23 protein-coding genes are annotated in these 24,771 nt (G+C 31.6%); 20 read left to right on the top strand and 3 right to left on the bottom strand.

Features of this window, described 5'->3' with window-relative positions; all coding sequences use genetic code 11:
• Positions 1-11 precede the first annotated feature (11 nt).
• The 10 genes from BUA21_RS05060 to BUA21_RS05015 all read left to right on the top strand — a co-directional run bounded on the left by BUA21_RS05060 (position 12) and on the right by BUA21_RS05015 (position 11,644).
• Positions 12-854, top strand: a complete 843-nt coding sequence (locus tag BUA21_RS05060; protein ID WP_072743696.1) for an ABC transporter permease — start codon at positions 12-14, stop codon at positions 852-854.
• A gap of 13 nt (positions 855-867) precedes the next feature.
• Entirely contained in the window at positions 868-1,848 is a 981-nt protein-coding gene (locus tag BUA21_RS05055) for an ABC transporter ATP-binding protein (RefSeq protein WP_072743695.1), read from the top strand.
• Complete coding sequence (locus tag BUA21_RS05050; RefSeq protein ID WP_143147133.1) at positions 1,832-2,818, top strand: oligopeptide/dipeptide ABC transporter ATP-binding protein; 987 nt, start codon at positions 1,832-1,834, stop codon at positions 2,816-2,818. Before BUA21_RS05055 ends, BUA21_RS05050 begins: the two co-directional genes overlap by 17 nt.
• Before the next feature lie 57 nt (positions 2,819-2,875).
• A complete protein-coding gene (locus BUA21_RS05045) occupies positions 2,876-4,243 on the top strand; it encodes a M14 family zinc carboxypeptidase (RefSeq protein ID WP_072743691.1) in 1,368 nt (455 codons plus the stop codon).
• Between the two features lie 81 nt (positions 4,244-4,324).
• A complete protein-coding gene (locus BUA21_RS05040; protein WP_200796516.1) occupies positions 4,325-5,923 on the top strand; it encodes an ABC transporter substrate-binding protein in 1,599 nt (532 codons plus the stop codon).
• A 105-nt stretch (positions 5,924-6,028) separates the two neighbouring features.
• Positions 6,029-7,168, top strand: a complete 1,140-nt coding sequence (locus BUA21_RS05035; protein ID WP_072743690.1) for an amidohydrolase family protein — start codon at positions 6,029-6,031, stop codon at positions 7,166-7,168.
• Positions 7,169-8,332: an amidohydrolase family protein gene (locus BUA21_RS05030; RefSeq protein WP_072743688.1), complete on the top strand. Its 1,164-nt coding sequence runs from the start codon at positions 7,169-7,171 to the stop codon at positions 8,330-8,332. It begins immediately after the preceding gene.
• A gap of 35 nt (positions 8,333-8,367) precedes the next feature.
• The gene (locus tag BUA21_RS05025) at positions 8,368-9,747 is read left to right on the top strand and encodes a M14 family zinc carboxypeptidase (protein WP_072743686.1); all 1,380 of its coding nucleotides are present in this window, start codon (positions 8,368-8,370) and stop codon (positions 9,745-9,747) included.
• 261 nt (positions 9,748-10,008) lie between these two features.
• Complete coding sequence (locus tag BUA21_RS05020; RefSeq protein ID WP_072743683.1) at positions 10,009-10,776, top strand: DUF975 family protein; 768 nt, start codon at positions 10,009-10,011, stop codon at positions 10,774-10,776.
• A gap of 346 nt (positions 10,777-11,122) precedes the next feature.
• The gene (locus BUA21_RS05015; RefSeq protein ID WP_200796515.1) at positions 11,123-11,644 is read left to right on the top strand and encodes a GNAT family N-acetyltransferase; all 522 of its coding nucleotides are present in this window, start codon (positions 11,123-11,125) and stop codon (positions 11,642-11,644) included.
• A gap of 307 nt (positions 11,645-11,951) precedes the next feature.
• Here BUA21_RS05015 and BUA21_RS05010 read toward each other — a convergent pair whose 3' ends face one another.
• Entirely contained in the window at positions 11,952-12,611 is a 660-nt protein-coding gene (locus tag BUA21_RS05010; RefSeq protein ID WP_072743679.1) for a helix-turn-helix transcriptional regulator, read from the bottom strand.
• A gap of 185 nt (positions 12,612-12,796) precedes the next feature.
• Here BUA21_RS05010 and isdE point away from each other — a divergent pair, with 185 nt between their 5' ends.
• From isdE to BUA21_RS04960, 10 genes are read left to right on the top strand one after another with little or no spacing between them, the layout of a single operon-like run.
• Positions 12,797-13,729, top strand: coding sequence for a heme ABC transporter substrate-binding protein IsdE (isdE, locus tag BUA21_RS05005; protein ID WP_084604158.1), 933 nt, complete (start codon positions 12,797-12,799; stop codon positions 13,727-13,729).
• A gap of 14 nt (positions 13,730-13,743) precedes the next feature.
• Positions 13,744-14,715, top strand: coding sequence for a FecCD family ABC transporter permease (locus BUA21_RS05000; RefSeq protein ID WP_072743675.1), 972 nt, complete (start codon positions 13,744-13,746; stop codon positions 14,713-14,715).
• Positions 14,716-15,498 (top strand): ABC transporter ATP-binding protein, encoded by a 783-nt coding sequence (locus tag BUA21_RS04995; RefSeq protein WP_072743673.1) that lies wholly within the window; start codon positions 14,716-14,718, stop codon positions 15,496-15,498.
• Between the two features lie 13 nt (positions 15,499-15,511).
• Positions 15,512-16,042, top strand: coding sequence for a flavodoxin family protein (locus BUA21_RS04990; protein WP_072743671.1), 531 nt, complete (start codon positions 15,512-15,514; stop codon positions 16,040-16,042).
• On the top strand, positions 16,033-17,331 hold the full coding sequence (locus tag BUA21_RS04985) for a radical SAM protein (protein ID WP_072743669.1): 1,299 nt from the start codon (positions 16,033-16,035) through the stop codon (positions 17,329-17,331). Before BUA21_RS04990 ends, BUA21_RS04985 begins: the two co-directional genes overlap by 10 nt.
• 33 nt (positions 17,332-17,364) lie before the next feature.
• The gene (locus tag BUA21_RS04980) at positions 17,365-17,958 is read left to right on the top strand and encodes an MptD family putative ECF transporter S component (protein WP_072743668.1); all 594 of its coding nucleotides are present in this window, start codon (positions 17,365-17,367) and stop codon (positions 17,956-17,958) included.
• A gap of 2 nt (positions 17,959-17,960) precedes the next feature.
• Positions 17,961-19,688, top strand: coding sequence for an ABC transporter ATP-binding protein (locus BUA21_RS04975; RefSeq protein WP_072743666.1), 1,728 nt, complete (start codon positions 17,961-17,963; stop codon positions 19,686-19,688).
• Positions 19,689-19,690: 2 nt separating this feature from the next.
• Positions 19,691-21,418, top strand: coding sequence for an ABC transporter ATP-binding protein (locus tag BUA21_RS04970; protein ID WP_072743664.1), 1,728 nt, complete (start codon positions 19,691-19,693; stop codon positions 21,416-21,418).
• Between the two features lie 24 nt (positions 21,419-21,442).
• Entirely contained in the window at positions 21,443-22,144 is a 702-nt protein-coding gene (locus BUA21_RS04965; protein ID WP_072743662.1) for an energy-coupling factor transporter transmembrane component T family protein, read from the top strand.
• Positions 22,134-23,525, top strand: coding sequence for an ABC transporter ATP-binding protein (locus BUA21_RS04960; RefSeq protein WP_233242547.1), 1,392 nt, complete (start codon positions 22,134-22,136; stop codon positions 23,523-23,525). Before BUA21_RS04965 ends, BUA21_RS04960 begins: the two co-directional genes overlap by 11 nt.
• A gap of 51 nt (positions 23,526-23,576) precedes the next feature.
• On the opposite strand, the gene panD is transcribed toward BUA21_RS04960, so the two are convergent.
• Positions 23,577-23,924, bottom strand: a complete 348-nt coding sequence (gene panD / locus BUA21_RS04955) for an aspartate 1-decarboxylase (RefSeq protein WP_072743660.1) — start codon at positions 23,922-23,924, stop codon at positions 23,577-23,579.
• A gap of 10 nt (positions 23,925-23,934) precedes the next feature.
• Entirely contained in the window at positions 23,935-24,768 is an 834-nt protein-coding gene (gene panC, locus BUA21_RS04950; protein WP_072743658.1) for a pantoate--beta-alanine ligase, read from the bottom strand.
• Between the last annotated feature and the right edge of the window lie 3 nt (positions 24,769-24,771).

The raw sequence follows: 24,771 nt of genomic DNA, 5'->3' as shown, positions 1-24,771 counted from the left end.
GGGTGCAGTATATGAAGAAGAGTTTTCGAGGTGTACTTAATAAAATAAATCCTATAAAAGAACTTAAGGTTGGAACAATCCTTCTTATGATATTGATTTTGATAGCAATTTTTGCGCCACTAATTGCTACTCATGATCCATATGTTTTAAATGATGATGTAACAGTAGGACCTTCATCCCAGTATTTGTTTGGTACAGATGGTCTTGGTAGAGATGTATTTAGCATGGTAATCTATGGTTCTAGGACATCTTTGAAAGTAGGAATTATAGCTGCAGCTATATCTTCAGTTATAGGAACTTTAATAGGTGGAATTGCAGGTTATATGGGTGGAAAAGTAGATAAAGTAATTTCAGAGATAATAAATATGTTCTTAATGTTACCAACTTTTTTCTTAATATTGATAATTGTTGCAATTTACGGAAGTAGTTTAACCAATGTAATTGTTGTTATAGGACTTACAAGCTGGACTGGTACTGCGAGACTTATGCGTGCTCAGGCAATATCTTTAAGGGAGAGGACATTTATAAAGAGTTCAAAGACTATTGGAGAAAGCAATATGAGGATATTATTTAAACATATTATACCTAATGGTATTTTCCCTATTATAGCAGATTCTACTATGGCTGTATCTTCAGCAATATTGTCTGAAGCAGGTTTATCTTTTTTAGGTCTAGGTGATCCAAATGTTGTAAGTTGGGGTCAAATAATTTCACATGGCAAAGGATATCTTCCTCATAGCTGGTGGATATGTACATTTTCAGGGCTTGCAATTGTGTTTACGGTACTTTCTTTCTATTTAATTGGAGAAGGAATGAATCGCATATTGAGCCCTAAATTAAATAAGACAAACTAAGGGGGGAGATCAAATGGCATTACTTGAAGCAAAAAACGTAAATGTTGTATATAAAGTTAAAGAGAAAGAAATTAAAGCAGTAAGAAATGTTTCATTAGATGTGGAAGTGCAGGATTCTATCGGAATAGTAGGAGAATCTGGTTCGGGAAAATCAACTCTTGCTATGGCAATTCTTCAACTTCTCCCCAATAAAATAGCTAAAACCACAGGTGAGATTGTGTTTGATGGGGTTGATTTGTTGAAAATTAGTGAAAATGAGTTGAGAGAAATAAGATGGAAAGATATTGCGGTTGTTTTTCAAAAATCAATGAATTCTTTAAGCCCGGTGCATAAAATTGGTTATCAAATGGGTGATATATATAGAGTACATGAACCAAATGCAACAGATAAAGAGGTCAAAGAGAGGGTATTAGAATTATTTAGATTGGTAAATCTTGCGGATAGAGTATATGATCTTTATCCTCATGAACTATCAGGAGGTATGATGCAGAGGGTTAGTATAGCGCTTAGTTTAATTTATTATCCAAGGTTATTGATAATGGATGAGGCTACAACAGCTCTTGATGTTGTTACTCAAGGGCAAATACTTGAAGAGATTATGAGACTTGAAGAAAAATTACATTTAACAAGGATGATGATTACTCATGACGTATCTGTAGTGTCTTCAACTTGTAAGAAAGTAGCGGTAATGTATGCAGGTTGTCTTCTTGAATCTGGTTATGTATCAGATGTTCTTACTAATCCTAAGCATCCTTATACTCAAGGACTTTTGAGTTCATTTCCATCTCTTACAGGAGAAAGAAATGAATTAAGAGGAATTCCAGGTTCTCTTCCTGATCTTAGTGTTGCACATAAAGGCTGTGTATTTGCAGATAGGTGTAAAAAGGCTACTGATATATGTTTTGTAAAAGAACCAAGGACGGTGAAATTCCCTAATAGTTGGAATGTATCATGTCATTTAATAGGGGGTGAAGATTGTGACCAGCTTGATTAAAGTAGATGATTTAGTTAAATGGTATGTTCAAAAGAAAGTAACTAAAAAGGATGGTACCACGAAGAAAGATCAGAGTATCAAAGCTGTTGATGGAGTGAGTTTTTCCCTTGATAAAGGGAAAATTTTAGGAGTCATAGGAGAATCGGGCTGTGGCAAATCTACTCTTGGAAGATTGCTAGTAGCACTTGAGGAGCCAACAAGTGGGAGCATTGAATTTGAAGGAGAACCTATTGGGCATATGTTGAAGAAAAACCCGTTACAGTTTAGAAGAAATTGTCAGATGATTTTTCAAAATCCTTTTGATACATTTGATCCGAGAAACAATATTCAAAATATTTTAACCACTACCCTAAAAATACACAATATAGGGAATTCTGAAGAAGAAAGATTAGAAATTTGTATTAAAGTTATGGAAAGCGCAGGCATGAGACCAGCAAAGGATTATCTACATAGATATCCTCATGAACTTTCTGGTGGTCAACTTCAAAGAATATCCATAATTAGGTCCATGCTTTTAGATCCTAAGCTTATTATTGCCGATGAGCCTGTGTCCATGCTTGATGTATCTGTTCGTGCAGATATAATAAATGTTTTATTGCAACTTACAAAAGAACAAGGAGCAGCAATGGTTTTCATAAGTCACGATATTGCAACTACACGTTATATATCTGATACGGTTGCTGTAATGTATTTAGGCAGAATAGTTGAAATGGGGAAAACAGATGATGTAATTCAAAATCCAAGGCATCCATATACAAAGGTTTTAATTTCAAATTGTGCTTCCATAGATCCATTTGAAAAACGTGATGTAATCAGGATAAGTGGAGAGCCTCCTACACCTATAGGTACAGGTCCAGGTTGCTATTTTGCTCCAAGATGTTATAAAGCATGTAAAAAATGTAAGGAGTCATACCCAGCCATGGAAAAGGTAGGAGACGGACATTATGCGAGTTGTTTTTATCTAGAGTAGTAATAGAGGAAATCAAATTCCTCAATAAATAATAAAAAATGAGTGAGGTGAATTAAAATGGATTTTGAAAAAATTCTATCCAAGATTCCAGATTATAAGTGTTTTTTAACTGTTGACGAAATGGATGAGAATTCTAAAGCCCTTGCAGAGGAGTATCCAGATAAGGTAAAAGTATTTCATGCAGGAAATTCTAGAAAGGGGCATCCAATTTATTGTCTCAAAATTGGTAATGGTTCTAAAAATGCTTTAATGTTTGGCTGTCCTCATCCTAATGAACCAATGGGAGCAATGACGCTTGAATTTTTCTCAAGAGCTATTGCAGAGGATGATGAATTGAGAGAAGAATTGGATTATACATGGTACATTATAAAATCCATTGATGTGGATGGAACAATGCTCAACGAAAAATGGTTTAAAGGTCCTTTTACTCTTTATAATTATACTAGAAATTTCTTCAGACCAGTAGCATATGAGCAAGTAGAGTGGACATTCCCTGTTGAGTATAAGAACTATGTTTTTAATAATCCAATACCAGAGACAGAGATACTCATGAAATTAATTAATGAAACTAAGCCATCATTTATGTATTCTTTGCATAATGCAGGTTTTGGGGGTGCCTACTGGTACCTAAGTCATGATTTAAAGGAAATATATGATGACTTGATGGCTACAGCTAGAAAAGTTAATGTACCTTTACATCTTGGAGAACCAGAGGTACCATATGGAGAAAAATTTGCTCCAGCTATATTTAAACTAATAGGTTTTGAAGATGATTATGATTATCTAGAAAAATACTCAAAGATACCACCAGAAAAATTGTTGAATTCTGGTCAAAGCAGTGATGGATATGCAAGAACAAAATGTGATTGTGTGTGTCTTGTGACAGAACTTCCATATTTTTATGAAGCAAGAATTGAAAGTGATAAAAAGATGGATTTCACAAGAAGAGAAGCTGCATTAGAAAAATTAGAATTTATGGAAGATACTAAAAAAATAGTTGAAAAATATTATACTCAAGTTTGCGAATATATGTCTAGTGACAATCCATTTTCTAAGAACATTGAGCAATCCATAGAATATAGCAAAGGACAAAATGAGACAGAAAGAAATTATATAGAAAACAATGAAGAATATGACGAGCTATGTAAGGAATCAGAAGCTTTGGACAATCTCGATATACCTAAATTTTATAAGCTAATTTATCTAGGTCTTCTATTGCGTTCAGTGGAATATGAACTTATGAAGGATAATGTAGAAGGAGAAAAAAGGGCTAAGCTACAAGATGTATTTAATTCTGTAGATGAGGAGCTAAAAGAAGCTTCCCAAGTTGCTGAAGATGCTTTAGATTATAATGTAATACCAATTAGAAAACTTGTTAGAATTCAACTTGAAAGTGGTTTATTAGTTGCAAGTCATATAAATTAAGTTTTAAGTATCAGGCAGGAATACAAAATTGTCTTTGGATAAATAAAGAACAAAAATGTAGAATAAATGGAGGGAAATTCAATGAAAATGAGAAAGCTATCTTTGTTCCTTGTAATAGTTCTATGTTGTGGACTTTTTGCAGGGTGTGGTAACAATGCAAAAAACAATGAAAATGGGAAAGTAGAAACTAATTCAGAAAAATCAGATGGGCCTAAAGATGGAGGAGTATATGTGGTAAGTATTGCTGGGGATCCACAAGGGTTCAATCCTTGTGCTCAGCCAGATGACAATGCTTATGGGGTGTTTCAGAATGTCTTTAATAGACTTGTAAAACTTAATGGTCATGATGAAATGGTTTCAGATCTTGCTAAGGAATGGGAATATTCAGAAGATGGGAAAACTTTAACTTTTCATCTTAATGAAAATATTAAATGGCATGATGGCGAAGACTTTAGTTCAGAAGACGTAAAATGGACTTTTGATCAGATTATACAAGAAAAAGGATTTGCTTCAGGATTTCTTTCAGACGTAGAAGAAATTGTATGTCCAGATAAAAACACAGTAGAATTTAAGCTAAAGAATCCTAATGCTGGTTTGCTTGGATATATTGGATGGTATGGAACGTTTATAATGCCAAAGCATATATATGAGGGGACTGATTGGCTTCAAAATGAAGCAAATCAAAAACCTATAGGTACTGGTCCATTTAAATTTGTAGAACATAAAAAGGGAGTAAACGTAACTCTTGAAAGAAATGATGATTATTGGGGAGAAAAACCACATTTAGATAAGGTTATATTCTCTATAATTCCAGATCAAAGTACTGCATTCCAAGCATATTTAAATGGAGAAACTGATGAAAATTTAAATGGTATACCATATAGTGAAGCTAATAGATTTGATGATGATCCAAATTATGTAGTTGAAGAATTACTTTGGATGAACAGAACATATTTAACTTTCAACTTTAAAGAAGGTAAATTTGCAGATCAAAAGGTTAGACAAGCAGTAGCCTATGGTGTTGACAGAGATGAAATATTCAGTAAAGCTTTAAAGGGAATGGGACAAAAAGCAGAATATTTTGTATCACCACTTTTTGATTGGGCATTAAATGAAGACGTAAAACTTCCAGAAAGAGACATCGAAAAAGCGAAATCCTTATTGGAAGAAGCAGGATATAAGCAAGATGCAAATGGAATGTATTTCTCTACAACATTAGATACTTTCCCTGGATTTGAAGATGTAGTAGAAGTAGTTCAAGCAAATTTAAAAGAAATAGGCATAGATGTGAAGGTTAACCAAATGGAAATGGCAGCATGGGATGAGAAAGTATTTGGGAATAAAGATTTTGAAATAACACTACTTGCAGGATATCAAGGACCTGATATATCAGCTATTTCAAATCGTGTTGGTGCTAATGGTGCAACAAATATAGCTGGATATAACAATCCTAAGGTAGAAGAGCTTTTAGCAGAAGGTTTAGTTTTGACTTCTCAAGAAGAAAGAGCACCTATGTATAAAGAATTGCAAGAAATACTTGCTGAAGATCTTCCATTGGTACCTCTAAATGAAAATGGAGCAAAAAAACCTATTAAATCCTATATAAAAGGTCATCCAGCAACTGAAGCTAGTGATAAAGCTTCAGAGTCAGAATACACTTATGTTTGGTTGGATAAATAGATTTTAATAGAAATATGGGAGTTATAACTAAGTTATAACTCCCATATAAATTGCAAAGCCCTTATACTTAAGTTTTAGTTAATCCTATGGGAAAGGAGAGAGGTTATGATACTTATAAAGAATGGGAAAGTTCATTTGGGAAACGGAAAGATATTGGAAAATGCTGATATTTTAATCAAAGATGACAAGATTTGCAAAGTGGAATCGGATATAGATGAAAAGGATGTAGATATAATAGATGCAAAGGGCAAAGAAGTATTTCCGGGATTTATTGATCCTATCACTCATTGGGGATGCTTAGGTAGTACTTTTACAGATATGGACTATGAGGAGAAAACAGATCCTGTCACGCCACAAATGAACATAATCTATGCTTTTGATGCTGAAAACTGTACAATCCAGGAACTTTATAAAGCGGGAATTACAACAGTAGGTGTATCACCTTCAGATTCTAATGTGATTGCAGGACAAATAGCAGCTTTTAAGACTTATGGAGATAGCCCTTATGAGATGTTAGCAAGGGAGACAGTAGCATTAAAAGGCTCTGTTACATCAACTGTGAAAAAAACATATGGAGATCAAAATAAAGCTCCTAAAACTAGGATGGGGATCTCAAGTATTCTAAAGAATGCCCTTGAAGAGGCTAAAAAATATGATCCATCAAAAGAAGATGTAGCTAAAGATGAGGGCAAGGCAATACTAAAAAAAGTACTTAACAAAGAGCTTCCATTGATTGTATCTGCCAATACTAAGGCTGAAATTGATGGGGTTATAAATCTTTTTAAAGATTATGACATAGATCTTACAATATGCAATGCTTTTATGGCTGGAAAATCTAAAGATTCTATAATCGCATCAAATATATCGCTAATACTTGGAGAACAGGTAAATATGCAAGATCATAATGATGAGATAGATTTAGATAAGATAATAGATATTCATGAGGCTGGAGTTAATGTAAGCTTGTCAACTTCATGTGATATGGGTGCAGGAGGACAAGAAGGTCTTCTTTGGAATGCTATAAATGTTTACAAGGCTGGATTGGATAGTGAAGAGGTTTTGAAGATGATTACAATAAATCCTGGAAAAGTTCTTAAAATTGATGACAAAGTTGGAACTATAGAAGTAGGGAAAGATGCAGATGTAGTTATTTATACCAACAACCCAATAGAATGTTTTGATTCATCTATAACCCATAGCATTATTAAAGGGAAAATAGTTTATTGTAAAGGGGAGTGCGTATAAATGCTGCTAATTAAAAATGCCAAAATATATACTATGACAGATTCAGATACTGTGATAGATAAAGGAGATATATTGATAGATGAGGGAAAGATTGTAAAGGTTGGAACTGATATTGAAGGAATAGATGGAAAAGTTATAGATGGAGAAGGCTTGGTTGCACTTCCTGGCCTTATAGATGCTCATTGCCATATTGGCGGAATAGATGTTTCAACACTAGGCGATGATTTGAATGAAATGACAAATAATGTAACCCCAAATGTTAATGCTATATATGGTATAGATGCAACTTCAAAGGAGTTTGCCGATGCATATGAAAATGGTATTACTACAGTAGCATTGGCACCTGGAAGTGGAAATGTTGTTGGTGGTTTAGTTTTTGCAGCTAAAACCTATGGAGATAATATATTTGATATGACTATAAAAAATCCAATTGCTTTAAAGGCCGCTATGGGAGGAAATCCAAAACGAGTATATGGAACTCAAGGCAAACTTCCTATGACTAGAATGGGCATAGCTTCTGTATTAAGGGAATTACTTATAAAGGGTACCGAGTATTTAAATAAAAAAGAAGCAGCAAAAGATAATGAAAGTAAAATGCCTAAATATGATGAAGGCATGGAAGCGGTAGAGTTAGTACTTAGAAAGGAAATTCCCCTTAAAGTTCACTGTACTCAATTTGATATGCTAACGGTTATTAGAATAGCAAAGGAATTTGATATAAACTTTACTCTTGATCATGCGTGGGGAGCGAGTGATTATATTGATGAGATCGTAGAAAGTGGCTGTGGAGTTATATTTGGGCCTATGGGTACTCCTAGATATCCTGGGGAATGTAAAAAAGTTGATATAGAATGTGTAGCTGAACTTGATAAAAGAGGTGTAACAACTGCAATAATGACAGATGGTCCTGTTTCAAGACCTGAAGCTATAATATACCAAGCTGGAGAGGCAGTAAGAAAAGGTTGCAAACTTGAAAGGGCGCTAAGAATGATAACCATAAATGCAGCTAAAATTATAGGTGTTGATGATAGATTAGGTTCAATTGAAGAAGGTAAAGATGCAGATATTGTAATATTTAAAGGAACACCTGCCTATGATACCAATGCAGAGGTTTTATATACAATAATGGATGGGAAAGTTGTCTATAGAAAATATAAAAATTAATGCGGAATTTATAAATATATTGAGGGGGTATTTACATGTTTTATGACAATATAATTGAAAATGTACCAGATTATAAAACATTTTTAACTGTTGATGAATTAGATGAGAGTTCGAAGGATTTAGCAAAGAAGTATCCTGATGTAGTTGAAATATTTGAAGCAGGAAGATCAAGAGGGAATCACCCGATATATTGCCTCAAAATAGGCAATGGTCCTAAAAATGCATTAGCCTTTGCATGTCCACATCCAAATGAGCCAATAGGTGCTATGATGCTTGAATATTTCTCAAAGGCATTAGTTGAAAACAAGGACTTTAGAGAAGAAATGGGATATACATGGTATATAATAAAATGCATTGATCCAGATGGAACTAAGCTAAATGAAGGATGGTTCAAGGGACCGTTTACAATCTATAATTATGCTAGAAACTTCTTTAGACCTGTTGGGCATCAGCAAGCAGAGTGGACATTTCCAATAAAATATAAAAAGCTTGATTTTAACAAACCAATCCCAGAGACACAAGCATTGATGAAACTTATAGATGAAACAACACCCGAATTTATGTATTCATTACACAATGCAGGCTTTGGTGGGGCTTATTGGTATATAACTGATGATATACCTAAAATATATGATGGACTTAGAAATGCGGCTAAGAAACAAAATGTTCCTCTAAACCTTGGTGAAGCAGAAGCTCCATATTGCAAAAGATTTTCACCTGCTATCTATTTAAATTCAGGTTCAGAAGAATCCTATGATTATTATGAAAAGTTCCTAGGAGAAGTACCTGAAGGCATGCTTACATGTGGTACAGATAGTTCAAGCTATGCAAAACGAAAAGGTGATACTGTAACTTTAGTTACAGAGTTACCATATTTTTATGATCCACGTATAGAAGATACTTCAGAATCAGATATATCAAGAAGAGATGCAATATTAAAATCATGTGAGTATTCGTTAGAGCTTAATAATATTATAAAAGATACTGTTGATGATATAAAGGATTATATACCAAAAGACAATCCTTTTATGCTGGTACTTGAAAATCAAATCCAAAGTGGTACAGATTATATTGAAGCAGAGAAAAAATGGGCACAAGAAGGCAAAGAAGAGTTTTTAAGGAAAGCAAAAGTATCAGAAGCTTTTGACAATCTTTTAGTCACAAGATTTTATCATATGCTTTCACTAGGAATGCTTATAAGAGTTTGTGAATATGAATTGGAAAGAATGGATGATAGTGATAATAAAAAGAAGGATGCATTGGAGAAATCAAAGGAAAAATCTGAAGAAAGATTAAAGAATTTAAGTGATGTATTGGAAGAAAAAATTAATTACTCTGTAATTCCAATCCAAAAATTGATACGTGTTCAATTAGAGAGTGGATTGATTGTTGCTAATCATATAAAAGACAATTAAGGAAACTGACTAAAAATTGATATATATTTTTGTGTTTTAAAATTACTCCCCTAAAGCCCACCTTTATGCAAAGGTGGGCAAGTTTATCGCGTTTTTTTGTTGAAAAAAACATATTATTTAGATAAGATATAAACAAATTCTTTATTATTTGATTATATATGTATTGATGAAGACTGTATTATGATATATTGTACATAGAATAGTTCCAATATTAATGTAATAAGTAATTAGTACAGAATTAAATAAAATGGGGGTGCTTTTATGTGGTCAAGAGAGAGCATTAAAGCTTATGCAAAAGATTTTTTAAGAAAACACTATTGGAAAGCTTTTTTGGTATGTATCATTGTATCTCTGGCAGGTAGAACTAGTACTAGCAATCAATTGGAAGTAGTTGATAGGTACAGTCAATATCCAATGATCGATGAGATAATGAATAAAGTGGGAATTGAATTCAAAAATCCTGTACTTAATTTTACAATTAGAAAATTTGGTGGTTCTCCTGTATTTTATTTAGATAAAGGAACATTTTTGTTTATCTCCATATTTTTTATAGCTATTTCAATAATATTAGGATATGCACTAGAAGTAGGAAGGGCCAGGTTTTTTCTTAAAGGATTTGAAGGAGATGCAAGCATAGAAAATTTATTTTCAACTTTCAACAGGAAAGAATATTTTTCTATTTTGAAGACACAGTTTTTAAGAGATCTTTATACTATATTGTGGACTCTTCTTTTCATAATACCTGGTATAATAAAATCTTATGAGTATAGATTGGTGCCATATATTTTATCAGAAGAACCAGAGCTATCCTCAAAAGAAGCAATAACTAAAAGTAGAAATATGACAGATGGGCATAAATGGAATATGTTTGTACTGGATTTGTCTTTTATTGGATGGGAACTGTTAGGCTTTCTTTTCTTTGGGATAGGAGGAATATTTGTAAATCCCTATAAAGAAGCTACATATTCAAGACTTTATAATATTTTGTCAGATGATTATGGCATAGATGATGATTTGGTATTGGAATAAAATTTGATTTTAGTATATGGTTCTATGCTATAATGTTCAATAGATATTTACCGTGAAAGTCTCAAATTCCCAACAAAGTCAGAAAGGTAATTGTATATTGCATTAGGCATATTGTGGATTGGGCTGGTATTACTTATTGTATTCAAAATGTATATTTTACATATAGTATTCTATTGTCTTTGGTATCCGTATATACTGACGGACTATTGGCTCCAATTTTGATGCACTTTATTTGGAATTGAGGGAAGTATCATTGTTTTAATTATAAATTGTGTTTTTATTGTAGGATTACTTATTTTCAAGAGATTTAAAAGAAGAAAGGCTTTCACATTGACAAATATGTGAAATGAAAGGATTGATAATATTGGAATTTCGGAAAGCTGTTGAATCAGATATTGATAGCATAATGAATATTATTAGACAGGCACAAGAACATTTCAAAGAACGGGGAATTGATCAATGGCAAAACAACTATCCCAATTTAGAAACCATACTTATGGACATTAAAAATGAAAATGGATATGTTTTGTTGGAGGACGATACCATAATTGGAACTGCATCAGTCTCTTTTCATGGAGAAAAGACTTATGAGCATATTTATAATGGCAAATGGATTAGCAACAATGAATATGTAGTTGTTCACAGGATGGCTATTGATCCAAAATATAAAAGGCAAGGACTTGCAACTGCAATTATGGAAAAAGTAGAGGAAATATGTTTAGATAAGGGTGTACACAGTATCAAAGTGGATACTCATGAAGAAAATTTGGCTATGCAGAAATTACTTAAGAAAAACAAATTTGAGTACTGTGGGATAATTTATTTAGAGGATGGAAACGAAAGAATAGCTTTTGAAAAAATTCTATAATAAATATTATAGGTAAAAATAGTTTAATGCGTCCAAGTTTATGTCGATACATATTCAAAGAACTACAGTTAATATGGATGTGGTAATTCGTGATATGGCAAAGTTTAGAATTATAAATGATGAATATTGTCGGGGAATAATAAATGAGTTGGGGGGTTTAATATAACAAAATATATATATTCTATAAAAAAGATGATTAGCATAGACAAATTGTCAATGACTTAATAGAAGAATTAGAAATATATTTATGAAGGAAAATGCTAAAAAAGACACAAGGGGCATATCACTGTCACCTTGTGTTTTTTTGTTATGAATGATTCCTGTATTCAGTAGGGGTAACTCCAATTAATTTCTTAAAAGTAGAACAAAAATAACTTTCACTATTGAAACCACATTCAATAGCTATTTCTAGTATGGATTTTTTTGAATTTTTCAACAAAGTTTTACTTGTTTCAATTTTGATGTGGTTAATATAATTTGAAAAAGAATATCCAGTACATTGTCGGAAAAGACAAGAAAGATGATTTTTACTTATATGAATTTCCTTTGCGATTTTTTCTAGGCTTAAATCTTCATCAATATGACTATGTATATAATTTAGGGCTTCTTTGACTATTGGGTTATTGACACATATACATTTTTCTATGGCAGTATTGGAATAGTATAGTATCATTTCTTTGCCAATTCTATATAATTCATCTATGGATTCACTTTTTTCAAAATTTAATACAAAAGCATTTCTTTTTTGGTACAGATTATATTTACATATTATATCTTTACAAAAGTTTTCATATAGACATTGAGTAAGCAATACAAGATGATTTTTTATAGATCTTATAGGGCAACCATTTCCTAGATCATATGTAGAAAAGTAATTGAATAATTCTTCATAAGAATAAAGAGCATCTTTTTTATAACCTAAATTTATTTTATCAATTAATTTTTCTTCTAAGAAAAACAGTTCCAATATTATCATCCTCTCTTTAAAATCATTAAAAAGTTAAAAAATTCAAAATATATTTAAAGAAATATTTTTTGAAAGAAGCTATACTAAAACATATAAATGAAAATGAAAATCATTATCAATACATATGTATTATAAAACATCTTTAAAAATATTTCAAATACTTTTAATGAAGGAGAGATTTGTCCATGAAAAGAAAATTAATTTTATTTTTGTGTTTAGCTTTAATTTTAACTGGAGTGACAGGTTGCAAGTCTAATGAAGTTAAAACAGAGGCTAATAGTAGTGAAACACAAGAAGAAAGTAAAGTTAGTGAAGAAACTACAAAAGCATATCCTGAAAGAACTATAGGTGGTACTGTTGCAGTTGTGGAGATGTTAGATTTATTGGGAGTTGAAATGATTGGAGTACCTGAAAGTAGGTATCCGTTGCCAGAAAGCTGTAAAGATGCAGAAAAGATAGGTAAACCTATGAATCCAGATATAGAGATAATAAAATCACTAAATCCGGATATGTTCATTTCTGTATCTTCTCTACAAGCAGATTTAGAGAAGAAATTAGAGAATAGTAATATACAATCAGTTTTTATTGAAAATGACTCTTATGATAATATATTAAGTTCAATGAAAAGGTTAGGAGAAATATATGGTAAAGAAAAAGAAGCTCAAGAGTTTATAGATGAAGTAAATTCAAAGGTACAAGAAATATTAAAAAATACAAAAGAAGGAGAAAAGCCAAGGGTTATGATTTTATTTGGTTCTCCAAAGAGCATTATGCTTGCAACAAAAAAGTCTTTTGTTGGAAGTTTGGTTAAGGAAATTGGAGCAGTAAATATAGCTGATGAAATAGGAGATTTTGAAGATTCATATGTTTCTCTAAGCATGGAAGATGTTTTGAAGTTACAACCTGATGTGATTCTTAGATTAACTCATGCAAATCCAAAAGATAGTAAGAAAATGTTTGAAAAGGAATTTTCAGAAAATCAAATATGGCAGAAGTTCGAAGCTGTAAAAAATGATAATGTTTATGATTTAGATAATAAATATTTTGGTGTTTCAGGAAATATAAGAATCGTAGGTGCGGTTGAAGAATTATCAAAAATATTATATGAAACGAATTAAATGGTGATGAGGGAATGAAGAAAGTATCAATTATTATTATTTCTATTTTGATTTTTATCGGGGTATTAGTTCTTTCAATTGGATTAGGTAGTGTAAGCATTCCTGTAAGAGAAATAATTGAGTTTATTTTTAATGAAGGTGACATAATTAATAAATCTATAATAATGGATATTAGATTGCCAAGGGTTTTGATAGCGGTAATTGTAGGTGCAAATTTGGCTACCTCAGGTGCACTTTTGCAGTCAGTGATGCAAAATCCTTTGGCAGATCCAGGGATTATAGGTGTTTCTTCAGGGGCAAGTTTAGCTGCCATTAGTGTAATGTTACTAAAGCCCGAATACACTTATTTGGTGCCTTTGTTTGCTTTTTTAGGAGGAATATTTGCAACTTTTCTAATATATATTTTGGCATGGAAGGATGGAATAAAGCCCGTGAGGATTATTTTATCTGGAGTTGCTATAAATGCAATGCTAGGTGGGGCTACTTCCCTAATTTCAGTATTAAACAGCGACAAAATACAAGGAGTTATTATGTGGGTAAATGGGAGTGTTTCTGGTAGAAGTTGGAATGACTTAAAGATGATATTACCTTATAGTATTGTTGGATTATTGCTATCGTTTTTCTGTATTAGACCAGCAAATGTGCTTCTTTTGGGAGATGAGAAGGCGGTAAATCTAGGTTTAAATGTAAATAGAAGTAGGATATTGCTTTCTATACTTGCCGCTTTTTTAGCGGGAATATCTACTTCTGTTGTTGGGATAATTGGTTTTATTGGACTTATAATACCTCACATAAGTAGATTGTTAATTGGTTCAGATTATAAATATCTATTACCTTTTAGTATGATTGGCGGTGCAACAATGTTACTTTTAGCTGATACTTTTGCAAGAACTATTGCTAAACCTATAGAATTGCCAGTTGGAACCATAATGGCAGTAATAGGTGGGCCTTTCTTTTTATATTTATTGAGGAAAGGAGGAAAGTAAATGGAAGTTGTTAAGATATCTAATTTACAATTAGGATATGAGAAAAAGACAGTTGTTAGAAATTTTACAACTAATATAGAAAAAGGTGAAATTGTTTCTATAATAGGACCAAATGGTTCAGGAAAATCAACTATTTTAAAATCCCTTGTAAAATTATTAAAAATTCAAGAAGGGATGGTTCATATAGGCAAAAATAGTATTACAAATATGAGTAATAAAGAAGTGTCTCAGAATCTTTCAATACTTCTTCAACATAATACTTCACCATCTGATATTAGTGTAAGGGATTTAATATATTATGGTCGACTTCCTCATAAGAAATGGTATCAAAGCAAGGATATTGATGATGAACAGATAATCGATTGGGCTATAGAGAATGCTAATTTAAAAGAACTACAATACAAAAAGATCAATTGCCTTTCTGGAGGAGAAAGACAAAGAGTATGGTTGGCAGTAGCTTTAGCCCAAGAACCAAAGGTTTTATTATTAGATGAACCAACTACTTATTTAGATATTTCTTATCAATTAGAATTACTGGAATTAGTAAAAAAGTTAAATCAGAATCTAAATATGACCGTTATAATGGTACTTCATGATTTAAATCAAGCAGCAAAATATAGCGATAGAATTATAGTATTGAAAAAAGGGCAGATTGTTGGGAATGGTAGTCCAAGGGAGATATTTACAAAGGAATTACTTAGAGAAGTATATAATGTGGAAGCAAAAATTTATTATGATGATTTGGATCATTATCCAGTAATAATACCTAAAAAAGTTATTTAAGAGGAGGAATATTATGAAGATTTTATTAGCATATTCAAGTAGAACAGGAAATACAAAAAAAGTAGCAGAAGGGGTATATGAAGTATTACCAGATAATAGTTATATGGTTCCTATAGATGAAGGCATAGATCCCAATAAATTTGATTTAATAATAGTAGGTTTTTGGGTTGATAAAGGTATGGCTGATGAAAAAGCAAAAAAATACATGGAACAAATAAAAGGTAAAAAGGTAGCTGTAATTGGCACATTAGGTGCTTATCCTGATTCAGATCATGCTAAAAAAACAATGATTAGAGTAAGGGAATTGTTAGAAAGGGAAAATGAAGTTGTGGCAGAGTTTTTATGTCAAGGAAAAGTTGACCCTAAATTAATTGAAAGATTTAAGGATTTGCCACCAGATCATCCTCATGGAATGACAGAAGAGAGAAGGAAAAGACATGAAGAGGCAAGTAAACATCCAAATGAGGATGATATAAGAGAAGCTCAAGAAATATTTAAAAATCTAATAAAGTCTTTGGAAAAAGGTGAAGAAAAATGCAATTAGAACAAAATAGATATAAAATGAGATTAAAATCTCATCATGATTCTAGTGAAAATTTCAAATATTTGATTAAGGGAAGTAAAACTTTAAGCAAACAGTTAAATGAAAATTATAAGAAAAATAAAAAGGGTGCAATATATGTTCATGTACCCTTTTGTAAGAAAATATGTACATTTTGCAATATGAGAAGAAATTTAATGTCACCTCCACCTGATTATGCTGATTTAGTAGTAAAACAAATTGAGAATTATAGCAAGTTCAAATATATTACAGATAGTAAATATGATGCTGTGTATTTCGGAGGCGGAACGCCAACTGCCTTGGATAGTGGAGATTTAAGAAAGATACTTAGGGCTATAAGAAATTATCTTCCATTAACTGAAGATTGTGAGATAACTATTGAGACTACTATATCTGAGCTTTCAGATGATAAGATAGGAATGTTTTATGAAGAAGGAGTAAATAGATTTAGTATAGGTGTTCAGACCTTTTCTGACAATGGTAGGGCTGTATTGGGTAGGATTGGTAAAAAAGAAGTGGCTATAGAAAGAATAAATAAGCTAAAAGAAATTGGTTTTTCAAATGTAAATATAGATATTATATACAATTATCCAGAGGAAACTTTAGATGAGGCTATAGAAGATATAAATACAGTTATAGATTTAGATTTAGCAGGATTTTCTTTCTATTCTTTAATTATAAATGAAAAAGCTACATTAGGTAAAATAATTGGAGATTCTAAGGATTTTTATGAAAGAAATTTTGAAAGAGAAAAGATGTTTTTTAATGGAATTTCAAAGGAAGCTTTAAAAAATGGTTTCAAATTTTTAGAGTTAACCAAGATAGTTAAGCCAGATAGAGATAAATACAAATATATAGTTAGAAGACATAATGGGGAAGATACACTACCTATAGGAGCAGGGGCAGGAGGTTATATTGGCAATACTCTTGTAATGAATTCTCTTAAAATGGATAGTTTTCGCGAAGAAGTAAAAAATATAGAGAATATAAGTGGTATGGAAGTAAATTCTTATTATGATTTAATAAAAATGGTAGTTGGACAAGTTCAAATGGCCAATATAGATTTAAATACAATTGAGGATGATAAGAACAGGGAGATTGTTAAGAACTTTATTAAAGAATTAGAAAAAGAAGATTTTGTTGAAAAGGTAGATGATAAATACAATTTAACAACAAGAGGAGTTTTTTGGGGGAACAATATATCCAATGAAATATCAAGTTTGTTAATTAGAAATATATTTAGTTCTTTAAATAATACCTCAAAATTATAAGTGTTTAAAATTTTATTATGGAGGTTGACGATTATGGATAAAAAATTAAAGGTAAAGGATTTTGTATTTTTAGGAATTATCAGTGCATTGTATACTGTGCTTTACGTTATTGTAACAATGGCCATTTCACCATTAGGTGGTTTTGGACATGCAATTTCACCAGGAATATTTGCAATTATCGGTGGAACAGTTATAGTTTTCATATCAAAGAAATTAGGAAAGATGTGGCAATTTACAATTCTAACTATCATTAATATGGCACTGATGTCACTGATGGGTGGTGGATATTTACCTTGGTTTATTACTACTACAGGTACGGCGATAATTGCAGATTTAATATGTAGAAAAGATGACTATAAAAATATGAAAAAAGTTGGAATAGGCTATGGTCTTATGTCAGTTGGTCAGGCTTGGGGTGCTATTATTCCATCATGGTTTTTTTTAGAACAATATAAGGCTACTTGGATATCAAGAGGACAAACTCCGGAAGCTATGAATGAATATATTAAGTACACAGAAGGAATTATGGGAGTTTGGGCAACTCTTATATGTTTTGTATTGGGGATAATAGGTGTATATATTGGGAGCAAGATTTTGTCAAAGCATTTTAATGCTGAGGAGGATTAAATATGGGGGATTTAAAGAAAAATGTCCGATTTATCCTAGATAAATCGGGCAGACAAAAATATAAGATGTTGATATCTGTTGTATCAACTGTTTTATCTTCAATTTTTGGTTTGGCTCCTTATGCATTAATCTATAAGATAGTCATGCTTTTAACTTCTGGTATTGGGGATGTATCTAGAATTAAAGTTTATGTTTATTATACGATAATAGCCATTGCTTTAAATATTATATTTACGCTTTTAGGACTTTCTTTTTCTCATATTGCAGCTTTTTCAATACTCTATGAAATTAGAATGAAGGCATTAAATCATCTTGGGAAGTTAAATATGGGGTTTTTCAGGAAACATACTTCAGGAGAGATAAAAAAAGCTATTGATGAGGATGTTGAAAAACTGGAATTGTTTATCGCTCATCAGATTCCTGATTTGGCAGAATCAATAGCGATTCCTATTATCATTATAGTATATTTACTTATACTTAACTGGAAGTTAGCTTTGACACTTTTTATTCCGCTGATATTGTCCTTTGCCATGCAGACATGGATTTACCGAGGTTATGATGCTTATATGGATGATTTCAATAGAATAAAAACGAACCTTAACTCTGTAATAGTACAGTATATTCATGGTATAAATCTTTTTAAAGCCTTTAATTTAACGGCCAAATCATTTAAGAAATATAGGGATGCAACAGAGGATTATTTTAATATTTGGAAGAGAATCACCCATTTAACTGTACCAGGTTATGCTCGTGGTATGGTTGTGATTGATTCTGGGTTGCTTTTTATAATTCCAATAGGTGGTTATATGTTTTTGACAAATGGATTAAGTCTTTCTAGCTTTGTTGTGTTTTTACTTTTAAGTTCCGTATTTTTAACTTCTTTTCAAAAGCTTACGGAATTAGGAGCAAATTTTGCAATGCTAATATGTGGTGCTGAAAATGTCAGAAAAATAATGGAAACAAAACCGCAAGATAATTTTGGTGAGATTTCCATGGCAAATACATATGGGAAAATACAATTTGAAAATGTCAATTTCAAATATGAAGATGAGTATGTGTTAAAGAATTTTTCTCTTAATGTTGAACCTAATTCTACGATTGCGTTGGTTGGTCCTTCTGGAAGTGGAAAGACAACGGCAGGTATGCTAGTTGGACGATTTTGGGATGTAGATGAAGGGAAAATATTGATTGATGGTAAAGATATAAAAGAATACAAACAGGAAAGTCTTATGGAAAATACCGCTTTTGTTTTTCAGGATGTTTTTATGCTAAATGATACTGTTTATAATAATATTTTGATGGGAATGGATAGGACAGAAGAGGAAGTAATAGAGGCGGCTAAAAAGGCTCAAATTCATGATTTCATAATGTCTCTTGAAGATGGCTATCAAACTGTAGTTGGAGAAAACACAGGGATAAAACTATCTGGTGGAGAGAAACAGAGGATTTCCATTGCAAGGGCAATTTTGAAAGATGTAAAAATTGTAGTTCTTGATGAGGTTACTTCTTATTCTGATATTGAAAATGAAAAGAAAATTCAAGATGCACTTAAAAACTTGTTAAAGAATAAAACTGCTATCATAATTGCTCACAGACTTTATACTATAAAAAATGTAGACAAAATTGTGGTTTTAGATGAAGGTAGAATTGTAGAACAAGGAAAACATGAAGACTTGATAAATAGAAATGGTCTTTATAATAGGCTTTGGAATATCGGGATGGAGGGATAAAAATGTTTAAAAGAATAAAACTGCTAATTGATGCTGAAAGTTATAAGGAAATCAAGAAAGCTTCATTCTTGCTTATAGCTGATGGGATATTCCATGGTTTTAATTATGGTATGCTTTTTTTTACTTTATTGAATTTAGTAAATGGAACTTTGACGAGTAATAAAGTATTGAAATATACAATTATAATGATTGCAGCTTCTTTAATAAGGTACTTTCTCCTTAATAAAGGATATACTAAAGTGCAGATTTCCGGTTCTAAAGCTATTAAAAATCTTCGAATAAGAATGGGGGATTATATTAGGGATATCAATATGGGTTTCTTTAATAAAAATAACATTGGTGAGCTAACAAATATAATGACAAATGACCTTAGAGATTTTGAACAGTGGATAACTCATATGATTCCTACTAGCAGTAAACTATTAGTGTTATTAATTTATTTAACCATAACAATTATAGCCATTCAACCAAAACTAGGGCTTATTCAGATTGGAATAATTGCTGTGTGTCTTCCTCTTATTGGTTTTTGTAGTGATGCTATAAAGAAAACTGGTTATATGTCTAAGAAGGTTCGAGCAAGAATGTTGTCTCGTGTTATAGAATATGTAAAGGGTATGGAATGTTTTAAGAGTTTTAATCTTGTAGGTGAAAGCTTTAAAAATTTGAAAAACAGCTTATTAGACTTAAAAAAGGAGTCTATCAGACTTGAACTTAATGCAGCTAAGTATGTAATGCCTATGACTATAATAATCAATATCAGTTTTCCTATAGTGATGGCAATTGGGGTAAATGATTTTATAAGAGGCAGTATTGATGCTGAAAATTTGATGATGTTCGTGATTATGTCACTTGCACTTACTAATATAATGAGAGGATTTATTAAAATATATGCAGAATCAAGATATTTTTCACTTTCTTGTGATAAACTTCTTTCAATTATTGAAACTCCACAGATTTCTCATGATTTAGAAAAATATAATTTTAAAAATTATGATATAGAATTTAAAAATGTAGATTTTGAATATATAGAAGGAAAACAGGTACTTAAAAATATTTCATTTTTGGCTAAGGAAAATCAGAGAACTGCACTTGTAGGAGAAAGCGGTAGTGGAAAGTCAACGGTTTTAAATTTGATTACGAGATTTTGGGATGCTGGATCTGGGGAAATAACCATAGGTGGACTTGATGTAAAAAAACTATATGTTGACGAGCTATTAAGGCATATTAGCATGGTGTTTCAGGATGTATATCTTCTTCAAGATACTATATATGAAAATATTAGAATGGGAAACGAAAATGTAAGCAAGGAAGATGTTGTAAATGCTGCTAAACTTGCAAATTGTCATGATTTTATAATGAAGTTGCCTGAAGGATATGATACTGTTATTCAGGAAGGTGGCGAGAGTCTTTCGGGAGGAGAAAAGCAGAGGATTTCAATAGCAAGAGCTATTCTTAAGGATGCACCAATAGTTTTACTTGACGAGGCTACAGCTTCCCTTGATGCAGACAATGAATATGAAATTCAGAATGCAATCAAGAAGATAACAAAAGATAAAACTGTTTTAGTTATAGCTCATAGATTGAATACTATAAAGGATTCAGATCAAATATTAGTATTTGAAGATGGCAATATTATCGAAGGTGGTTCTCATGATGAATTGATAGTGAAAGGTGGAAAGTATTCAGGAATGTATAAAAGCATGTGTGAAGCTAAGGAATGGCAGATTTAGATTTTTAGGTTAAGAGGTGATTTTATGGCTAAATACAAAATAAACCCACTGGTAATATTGCTTTTAAATATACTATTTCCTTTTGCATTGATGTTCAGTTCATCTATTGAAGCACTGATGATATGTTTTGGAATGGCCGCGTTCTTTTTGATTTATTTTGGGAGATATAAAAGGCTTTTGAAGTTTACTTTATGGTTAGGGATTTTTTATATTGTTTATTTATTTTTGTTAAATTGTTCTGGAAACAATACGGCAATGATGGCGGCGATGTTTGTATATGTATTTATGAAGTGTTTTCCACTTATGATGCTTGCATCAATACTTTTTTATGATTATAATACGAGTGAAATTTTATCTGCACTTCAATCATTGAATTTAAATAGAGAAGTAATGCTTGGAATAACTGTTGCTCTGAGATATTTTCCCACATTTAAAAAGGAATTTAAGATAATGAAAGAGTGCATGAAGATGAGAGGGATTTCTCCGACAATAAGGCATCCATTAAAGACTTTGGAATATTTTTTAGTTCCGCAGCTTTTTCGATGTTCTCTTCTTTCTGATGAATTGACTGCAGCAGGACTTACAAAAGGAATTGATAATAAGGGAAAGCGAACTAGTATATTCAATGTTAGATTTAAAAGGGGAGATGTTTTACTATCGTTTTTATCATTAATATGCATAATTTTTGTTATTGTTTGGGGTGATAGTATTGGTAGTGTTTTCTAATGTAAACTTTAGTTATTCTAATTCTAAACATACAAGTATTCGGAATATAAACTTTGAAATAAAAGAAGGAGAAGTGGTTTGCCTCACAGGACTGAGTGGAAGCGGGAAATCAACAATCACCAAATGTTTGAACGGTCTTATTCCAAGACTTATAGAGGGGAAATTAAGTGGAAATATATTTGTTGGTGGAGAGAAAATTAGGGAAAAGGATATAAATGAAATCAATCTTTTGATAGGTTCTGTTTTTCAGGATCCAAGAGGTCAGTTTTTTACGACAAATACAAAGGCAGAACTTGCTTTTGCAATGGAGAACTATGGTTATCCAGTGCATAAGATGGAATATGAGATTAATAGGATTTCAAAACTTATAGGTATTGAAAATATAATGGATCAGGATATTTTTACTATTTCAAGTGGAGAACGTCAAAAACTAAGTATAGCTTGTGCTTTTGCTTTAAGACCTAAAATACTTTTATTTGATGAACCGTCTTCAAACTTGGATTATAGGTCGACTTTAATGCTTCGAGATTTCATCATAAAGTTCAAGAAAATGGGATTTACAGTAATTATTGCAGAGCATAGATTGTTTTATTTAAGTGGACTTTTAGACAAGATAATCTATGTTAAAGATGGTGAGATTGATGGGATTTATAGTGAAGTTGAATTTCGTCAACTTAAAAATTGCCCATTTCGTTCCTTTTCGTTGTTTGACAGACAGTTTGAAAATATAGAGAAAAATGTTGGGAATAAGGTTTTAAAAGTCTCTGGCATTTCATTTAAGCATATTTTGAAAGAGGTAAGTTTTTCTGCAAGTGTTGGAGAAATTGTTGGCATAGTTGGTGCCAACGGTGTAGGAAAAACAACACTCGCTAAACTTATTAGCAAAATTGAAAGACCTGATAAGGGGAAAATTGAAGTTGATGGACAACCTGTTTATATTATGCAGGATGTAGATTATCAACTGTTTGGTTCTTCTGTAATGAATGAGTTGGAAATAGCCAATTTTCAAGTTAAAGAAACAGATATTGAGTTGGCTTTAAAAAAAGTTGGCCTTTATGAATACAGAAAAAAACACCCATTTAAATTATCAGGTGGCCAAAAACAAAGACTTGCGATATCTCTTTCATATGTTTCAAAGTCAAAGCTTGTTATCTTTGATGAGCCAACTTCAGGGCTTGATATTCTGAATATGGAAAGAGTTTCTGAACTGATAAAGGATATTGCAAAAGAAAAGGCAGTATTGGTGATTTCTCATGACTATGAATTTTTAACTAAAGTTTGTAATAGGGTAATTTACTTGAAAGATGGGACAATTGAAAAGGATTTTGAATTTAAGAAAAACAGGGAATTTGAATTGGTTGATATCTTTAAAGAAATATAAATAAACGAGAGCAATAAACAAGGTGAGCAGTTGTGCTCACCTTATTTCCAATTATATTGAATTATTGTTTTCGTCTACAAAAACAACTTTAGGACTAAAATTTTTTGCTTCACTTTCATCAATTATGCAATAAGACATGATGATAATTTTATCTTTTGGCTGTACAAGTCTTGCAGCGGCACCATTTAGACAAATATCACCTTTTCCAGAAGGGCCCTTGATTACGTAGGTTTCAAATCTTTCTCCATTATTTATATTTACTATTTGAACTTTTTCATTTTCAAATAAATTTGCCTCTTTCATAAGCTTTTCATCTATGGTTATACTTCCTACATAATTTAGATTTGCATCAGTTACTGTTGCTCTGTGAATTTTTGATTTTAACATAGTTATTTGCATAATTGACCTCCTACAATTCTACAACTATATTATCTATGAGTCGAGTTTTACCAACTTTTACAGCTATTGCAATGAGTACTTTATCTTTAATTTCTGAAACAGGGTTCAATGTTTTTGTATCTACAAACTCAATATAGTCAATAGAATTGTTATTTCCTGATAGTATTGTCTCTTTCATTTCATTTTTTATTATAGATATATTCTTTTCACCATTTTCAATTAAATTCTTTGCTAATTTTAGTGATTTATTTAAGAATAATGCATCATTTCTTTCTTCTGGACTTAAGTAGGTATTTCTTGAACTAATGGCCAATCCATCTGCTTCTCTAACTATAGGGCAGCCTATTATTTCTACATCCATATTTAAATCTTCAACCATCTTTTTTACTATTACTAGCTGTTGTGCATCTTTTTGTCCAAAGTAGGCTCTATCAGGCTTAACAATATTAAACAGCTTAGTTAAAACAGTGGTAACTCCTCTAAAATGAGTTGGTCTAGATTTTCCACATAGTCCTTTTCCCAATTCTTCTACTTGTACAAAGGTAAGAAAAGAATCAGGATACATCTCATCAACTTGAGGTAAGAACACTATATCACAACCATTTTCTTCACATTTTTGAAGATCTCTACTTTCATCTCTAGGATATTTTTCAAAATCTTCATTAGGACCAAATTGTGTTGGATTGACAAAGATGCTCGTGATTACAATGTCATTTTCTTCTCTAGCTTTTTTTATAAGGCTTATATGGCCTTCATGGAGATATCCCATAGTAGGCACAAATCCTATGGAGATATTATACCTTTTAATTTTTTTTATTTCTTCTATAGAACTTATTACTTTCATCTT

The sequence above is a fragment of the Sporanaerobacter acetigenes DSM 13106 genome (assembly GCF_900130025.1).
GTDB lineage: Bacteria > Bacillota > Clostridia > Tissierellales > Sporanaerobacteraceae > Sporanaerobacter > Sporanaerobacter acetigenes.
This window is presented reverse-complemented; position numbering and strand designations above follow the sequence as displayed.

Excerpts from the sequence above, each read along its gene's own strand:
- BUA21_RS05045 (WP_072743691.1), top strand. The coding sequence starts at position 2,876 with ATGGATTTTGAAAAAATTCTATCCAAGATTCCAGATTATAAGTGTTTT.
- BUA21_RS05020 (WP_072743683.1), top strand. The coding sequence starts at position 10,009 with ATGTGGTCAAGAGAGAGCATTAAAGCTTATGCAAAAGATTTTTTAAGA.
- panD (WP_072743660.1), bottom strand. The coding sequence starts at position 23,924 with ATGCAAATAACTATGTTAAAATCAAAAATTCACAGAGCAACAGTAACT.
- BUA21_RS04995 (WP_072743673.1), top strand. The coding sequence starts at position 14,716 with ATGGAAGTTGTTAAGATATCTAATTTACAATTAGGATATGAGAAAAAG.
- isdE (WP_084604158.1), top strand. The coding sequence starts at position 12,797 with ATGAAAAGAAAATTAATTTTATTTTTGTGTTTAGCTTTAATTTTAACT.
- BUA21_RS04975 (WP_072743666.1), top strand. The coding sequence starts at position 17,961 with ATGGGGGATTTAAAGAAAAATGTCCGATTTATCCTAGATAAATCGGGC.
- BUA21_RS05035 (WP_072743690.1), top strand. The coding sequence starts at position 6,029 with ATGATACTTATAAAGAATGGGAAAGTTCATTTGGGAAACGGAAAGATA.
- BUA21_RS05030 (WP_072743688.1), top strand. The coding sequence starts at position 7,169 with ATGCTGCTAATTAAAAATGCCAAAATATATACTATGACAGATTCAGAT.
- BUA21_RS05000 (WP_072743675.1), top strand. The coding sequence starts at position 13,744 with ATGAAGAAAGTATCAATTATTATTATTTCTATTTTGATTTTTATCGGG.
- BUA21_RS04985 (WP_072743669.1), top strand. The coding sequence starts at position 16,033 with ATGCAATTAGAACAAAATAGATATAAAATGAGATTAAAATCTCATCAT.
- BUA21_RS05055 (WP_072743695.1), top strand. The coding sequence starts at position 868 with ATGGCATTACTTGAAGCAAAAAACGTAAATGTTGTATATAAAGTTAAA.
- BUA21_RS04980 (WP_072743668.1), top strand. The coding sequence starts at position 17,365 with ATGGATAAAAAATTAAAGGTAAAGGATTTTGTATTTTTAGGAATTATC.
- BUA21_RS04970 (WP_072743664.1), top strand. The coding sequence starts at position 19,691 with ATGTTTAAAAGAATAAAACTGCTAATTGATGCTGAAAGTTATAAGGAA.
- BUA21_RS05015 (WP_200796515.1), top strand. The coding sequence starts at position 11,123 with ATGAAAGGATTGATAATATTGGAATTTCGGAAAGCTGTTGAATCAGAT.
- BUA21_RS05060 (WP_072743696.1), top strand. The coding sequence starts at position 12 with ATGAAGAAGAGTTTTCGAGGTGTACTTAATAAAATAAATCCTATAAAA.
- BUA21_RS05025 (WP_072743686.1), top strand. The coding sequence starts at position 8,368 with ATGTTTTATGACAATATAATTGAAAATGTACCAGATTATAAAACATTT.
- BUA21_RS05040 (WP_200796516.1), top strand. The coding sequence starts at position 4,325 with ATGAAAATGAGAAAGCTATCTTTGTTCCTTGTAATAGTTCTATGTTGT.
- BUA21_RS04965 (WP_072743662.1), top strand. The coding sequence starts at position 21,443 with ATGGCTAAATACAAAATAAACCCACTGGTAATATTGCTTTTAAATATA.
- panC (WP_072743658.1), bottom strand. The coding sequence starts at position 24,768 with ATGAAAGTAATAAGTTCTATAGAAGAAATAAAAAAAATTAAAAGGTAT.
- BUA21_RS04990 (WP_072743671.1), top strand. The coding sequence starts at position 15,512 with ATGAAGATTTTATTAGCATATTCAAGTAGAACAGGAAATACAAAAAAA.